Here is a 5,356-nt window from a genome sequence, read left to right as displayed (position 1 = left end):
AAGAATTTAGACGTTTAAGAAGTTATTAGGAATCAGTTAATAGTTATTAGGGATAATAAAGGCGGGCGCTTTTGCGCCCGCCTTTTGTATTGGAAAAACTTTCGTATTTGAAAAATAAGAAGAGTTGTATTTTACCAAAATAATATGCGACCGCGTAAATAATTGGTAATTTTTATAAAATTTATAAAATAAAAAAAAGGACACTTTGCGCCCAAACACTTAGGTGTCCTTAGTATATATAGTTGTTTATTTTGTTTTAGTAAATTATTTAAGAGATTCTTTGCTACACATTTGCAGCTTCAAGTTCTTCAGGATTTCCGACTTCCCATTTACCACATCTTCCGCCCCAACAGGCAAGCGTTTTTTTGTTATTATTTTCTATTTGTTGAATTTTTACAATTTCACAATTGTTTTCGCATCCTTTACAATAAAAACTTCTAGTTTGATAGTTAGTATTAGCAACCGTAAACCCTCTGAAATTTGTAACATTTTCATCAACATTTTTTTGTGCAAGCAATGCAGCTCCAATGGCTCCCATCACATGATGATATTGAGGAACTATTATTTCCATTTTAAGTGATTCCTCAAAAGCTTTTTTCATACCTGCATTTGCAGCTACTCCGCCCTGGAATACTATTGGAGATAATATGTCTTTACCTTTAGCAAGATTATTTAAGTAATTTCTTACCAATGCTTGGCAAAGGCCATAGATTATATCTTCTGTTTGGTATCCCATTTGTTGTTTATGTATCATATCTGATTCGGCAAACACAGAACAACGCCCTGCAATTTGGCATGATGTTGATGAGTTAAGAGCATAGTCTCCAAATTCTTCAATTGGGATACCAAGACGGGAGGATTGATGGTCTAGAAAAGAACCGGTGCCTGCAGCGCAAACCGTATTCATTGCAAAATCCATTACAACGCCTTTTCTAAGCAAGATAATTTTGGAATCTTGGCCACCGATCTCAAGAACTGTTTTGGCTCCCGGGGCTACATGAGCAGCAGCTATTGCGTGAGCAGTTATTTCGTTTTTGATTATGTCAGCTCCAACCATAACACCGCTTAAAAATCTAGCGCTTCCAGTTGTACCAACTCCTATTATTTCAATATCTGGATGTTTTGAATTCAAATCTTTTTCTAAATCATTTAGTCCCTGCTTTACGGCATTTATTGGTTGTCCTTGTGTTCTTATGTATATGAGGCTTATTACCTCTCCTTGTTCATCTATAACGACTAGGTTAGTGCTGACAGAGCCAACATCAACCCCTAAATATCCTTTCATCTTAACACCAGCTCCCTTTTTGTAGTTTTTGTTTTTCTAGATAACTCTATCTGATCACAAAATGCTTCTAGTCTTGTTATTAAATTAGCTGAGTTTGTTGCTTGTTGGTCGTATGTAACTATTAGTACAGGAATGTTTATGCCATATTTTGGTAGATAAGGAATAATTTGGGCTGCTACTGTTTCCGGCATGCATCCCCATGGTCTGATAGCTATAATGCCGTCAAATCCTTTTTTCCAACAATGGATTATATGACCGATTGTATCTTGTCCATCACCACCACAGAAGGCAAGATAAGGTTCTGCTAGTTTGATAATTTTTTTCCTTGGGGTTCCTTCTACTATATTTTTTCTAAAAGGATCCAACCAATCAGATCCGTGGATTAATCTTTCAACATAAGCACTTTTTTTACCAGTAATCTTATCCTCTTTGGCAAAGAAATTAGTGATATCAAAATTGCTTTCTGGAGATAAAACCTCGTAGAATTCTCCGACGATACCGATTTTAGGGAGTTTATCGATTGCTTGTTTAATTTCTTCTGGGTTATTTAAGTTAATTTTAGCAGGAATATTTCTTAGTGTTCTGAATGCTTCTTTTATTACTTCTGGAATTTCGTTTATTCTAGCTTTACCAAGCTCTAGAAACAGTTCTTGTGCTTCTTTTAGAGCTCTTTCGGTTGAACCTATTTCAATCTCGAATGGTTTTATAGCTAATGATTCTTTGTAAAGCATATCTAGACCCCTTAAAGTAAAGAAACCTTGTTTTATTAACAGCCATAAAGTTTCGTTTTTCTGGTTTTTGTAAGGGTTGGGCATTTCTCCTGGGTGAAAAAATCTTCTCGTCATTTCTTTGATTTCTGCTGACCCAATGTATTTTCTATTTTTAGGATCAAGTATTGATAAGCCCTCGAAAAAGCGTTTTACTCCTGCTTCAGATGGAGGCCTTACCGGCAGCACTCTTATATTATGACCACAATTATTTAGGATAATTTGCTGTGCATCATGGTAGTTACCATATTTACATGGACCTGAGCCGCCACCTTGTAAGAAAATATTAACGTCGGGTCTATTTTCAAGTGTTTCTAGCATGTTGCCGAGCGTTACTCCAAACGGCCTGCATGAATATTCAGGACAATACCTCCTTGCTTTACTTGTGGATTTTTCCGTTGTTGGTGATGCCTCAACAAATTCTATGCCTAGCTTGTTGCAAAATACACTAACAGCAATAGATGCATATCCCAGATTGGGGCATGATACTATTAGATTTTTAGGGATGACAGGAGTTTTAGGTAATAATTTTTCTAATACCACCTCTTGTTTAGCTTCTGTTAAATTCTGCGCTAAAGTATCACTTGAAGCCTCAAGTCTTGTTATAAGGCCTGCTTCTCCAGTGTGTTCATCAATCACAAGTCTTGTAAAAAATATATCTTCTGTTTGATTAGCTATATAGTCTTGGATAGGTTCTATCAAAGCATCTTCTCCGCACAGTACGCCCGATAGGAATATTATTCCATCAACCATTTTGTTATCTAGCCAGTAAAGAAGAGTACCGAGGAATTTTCTATGAGTATTCCAGAATATATATTTACGTTCGTTATAAGCATTAGCGTATTTTTTCCATATATGATCTGGTACACTATCCGGAGTTATTACATCGATTCCCCAAACCTTTTCTTTTTTGTTGTTCCCGAGTTTTTTATATTGAGTAAAACTTTCAAGTTTTTTAATCAGGTCAAGATTTAGATAATTATCATGGATAAGATAAGGATGACCAATAATCCCAAAAGTTATGTTTTTTGGGTCTTTTTTAATCTGTTTTTGCGCCGTTTCTATCCAATAATTATCCTGTTTTTTCTGGGCTTCTATAACTTTTAATAAAGAATTTATTTTCGAGAAACCTAATTCAGTGCCAAGCTGTATACCCATTATCTGTAATGATGTAAGTCCAGACCTTTTTATCTTAGCGATAGAAGCGGCTAGATCAGGGTTAATCACTCTTTTTATTGCTTTTACAAAGCCTATATCAGGATTACAGTTTGCAATTGGGTGTAATATTTTTTCTGGATCGAATATATTATTACATTCCATAGTAATTTTAATCATATCGTAAAGACCTAACCATTTTGGGCAAGTCCATGTTCTATCAAGCACAGAAATAATTTCAGGTATTAGTAGTTTATCAATATTTGACGCTAAAGATATGGCTTGGCCCATTGCTATCTTGATGGCTACACATTGTTCATTTTCAGCATATTTTGTACCTATTTTTATAACGTCTTTATTCGTTTTGCCTAAAACAGGTTCGTGTCCGAATTCTTTAATTAGAGTAGTTAAAAAAGGCCAGTATTCTTCATGAATACCCAGCAATCCTATTTTCACTAGTAATCTCTCCTTTATTTATTTTTCAAAGGGCATTTTGTCATATTATTTGATTTAGAAGCTTCTGTCAATCAATGGTTTGCTTGTTGATCATACGATAAAAGTATCATTTTTGGAATTCTTTTAATAAGTAGTATATTGTTAAAAAATCAATTGCTATCTGATATAATAAAAATAATAAACTAGGAGCATGATGATTAATCAAAAACTGCTTGATTATATTCAAAGGCAGGCAGAAAAAGGTAAGGATAAAAATTATATAAAAAGTTCTTTGTTGTCTGTTGGTTGGCAGGAAAGTGATATTGAAGAAAGTTTTCGTGTAATTAATGACAATCAAAAACAGGCAACAAAAGAGCCGCCTCCTGTCCCTTTGTCTGTGCAGGTCCAAGAAAATCATATGATTACCAACAGTCTGGAGCTCAGCCTCAAGTACAGCCTTCTATACAACAAAATGCACCTGTTTTAGCAGGTACTTTTGATCTTATCGGTCAAACCTAGGCAGTTTATAGGACTAAGTTAAAATATTATGTCAATGTGCTTTTTGGACCTTATTTAATTTTATTTATTCTAGGTTTGATACCAACTTTGTTTTTAGGCAGTATGGTCAGTGATCCAATGCCAGCTTTAGTTTTGATGATAATATCCGGTATAGCTTCAGTTCTGATTTCATTTTTTATTCAGGTGGCGCTTCTTTATGCTGTTGTTGACAGAGAGCATATTAGCGCTGGCGAGATATATAAAATAGCGCTAGCCAGGATGTTTTCTTATTCATGGGTTGTTTTTTTTGTTGGATTAGTAACTTTTGGCGGATCTTTTTTCTTAATTGCGCCAGGAGTAATATTTTCTATTTGGTTTTCTTTTTCAGTTTTTGTTTTTGCTGAAGAAGATAAAAGGGGCATGAATGCTCTTTTAAAAAGTAAAGAATATACAAAGGGTTTATGGGGAAGTATACTATGGCGGTATATAGCTTTTGCTTTAGTTATAATTGGTCCGCTTTTTATATTCTTTGCTATTTTTGGCATAATAATGGCTGTAACATCGGCGATGATGGGTTCAACTGGTCAGATTGCTTATCAATTTATTAGTTCGGGTTTTCAAATAGCAATTCAAATATTAATGGCGCCTTTTGTTCTAACTTATTTTTATATGTTGTTTATGAATGTTAAGGAATTAAAAGGGAATCAGGTTGCTGAAGATCCTCAAGGAAAGAAATGGCCATATATTATCATTGGAGTAGTGGGCACAATTATTGGAATTGCTCTTATGGTTGCCCTACCTGTACTGTTAATTTTCTGATTATTGGGCTCTGCTAAGGAAAAAGCTCATGTTGCTGAGGCTCAGGCAAAAGTTAGAGAAGTTAATACTATGGTTCAAATGTATATTGATGATAATAATGGTACTGAGCCAAAATCCTTAAAATTCGGAGAATATTGGGTAAACTATGGTAAATTACCCGCTTCTAGCGGAACTAATCACATAACCTATTCTTATAGTGATGGTATACCTGGAGATGGTAATTATACAATTATCGGAAAATACGACGGACCTGGTACTGCTCAAGATGAAACGTATATATGTGATAGCCAAGAAGGATGTTATTAGTACTAATGTTTAAATATTGGTATTTTCTGAATAAGTTACGAAACATTTGAGACTCCTGCAAATAACTAAGGAGTTTCCAATATGCATATCA

5 protein-coding genes are annotated in these 5,356 nt (G+C 34.7%); 3 read left to right on the top strand and 2 right to left on the bottom strand.

Translation table 11 applies throughout. The annotated features are described in order from the left end of the window. Positions 1-283: 283 nt before the first annotated feature. The gene (locus tag COX95_03710; GenBank protein ID PIZ85559.1) at positions 284-1,285 is read right to left on the bottom strand and encodes a 2-hydroxyglutaryl-CoA dehydratase; all 1,002 of its coding nucleotides are present in this window, start codon (positions 1,283-1,285) and stop codon (positions 284-286) included. Next, on the bottom strand, positions 1,282-3,681 hold the full coding sequence (locus tag COX95_03705) for a hypothetical protein (GenBank protein ID PIZ85558.1): 2,400 nt from the start codon (positions 3,679-3,681) through the stop codon (positions 1,282-1,284). Before COX95_03705 ends, COX95_03710 begins: the two co-directional genes overlap by 4 nt. A 175-nt stretch (positions 3,682-3,856) precedes the next feature. On the opposite strand from COX95_03705, the gene COX95_03700 reads away from it, so the two are divergent. The 3 genes from COX95_03700 to COX95_03690 all read left to right on the top strand — a co-directional run bounded on the left by COX95_03700 (position 3,857) and on the right by COX95_03690 (position 5,265). Beyond that, complete coding sequence (locus COX95_03700) at positions 3,857-4,129, top strand: hypothetical protein (GenBank protein PIZ85557.1); 273 nt, start codon at positions 3,857-3,859, stop codon at positions 4,127-4,129. 68 nt (positions 4,130-4,197) lie between these two features. Continuing rightward, the gene (locus COX95_03695; GenBank protein PIZ85556.1) at positions 4,198-4,959 is read left to right on the top strand and encodes a hypothetical protein; all 762 of its coding nucleotides are present in this window, start codon (positions 4,198-4,200) and stop codon (positions 4,957-4,959) included. A gap of 3 nt (positions 4,960-4,962) precedes the next feature. Continuing rightward, positions 4,963-5,265 carry a hypothetical protein gene (locus COX95_03690; protein ID PIZ85555.1) on the top strand — a complete coding sequence of 101 codons (303 nt, stop codon included), beginning with the start codon at positions 4,963-4,965 and terminating at the stop codon, positions 5,263-5,265. The last annotated feature ends 91 nt before the right edge of the window (positions 5,266-5,356 follow it).

This window comes from bacterium CG_4_10_14_0_2_um_filter_33_32 (assembly GCA_002792735.1).
Lineage (GTDB): Bacteria > Patescibacteriota > CPR2_A > CG2-30-33-46 > CG2-30-33-46 > CG2-30-33-46.
The sequence above is the reverse complement of the archived record's forward strand: the minus strand, read 5'-3'. Positions and strand labels throughout refer to the sequence as shown.

What these genes read in the sequence shown, in the direction of transcription:
- COX95_03710 (PIZ85559.1), bottom strand. Translation starts at nt 1,285, where the DNA reads ATGAAAGGATATTTAGGGGTTGATGTTGGCTCTGTCAGCACTAACCTA.
- COX95_03700 (PIZ85557.1), top strand. Translation starts at nt 3,857, where the DNA reads ATGATTAATCAAAAACTGCTTGATTATATTCAAAGGCAGGCAGAAAAA.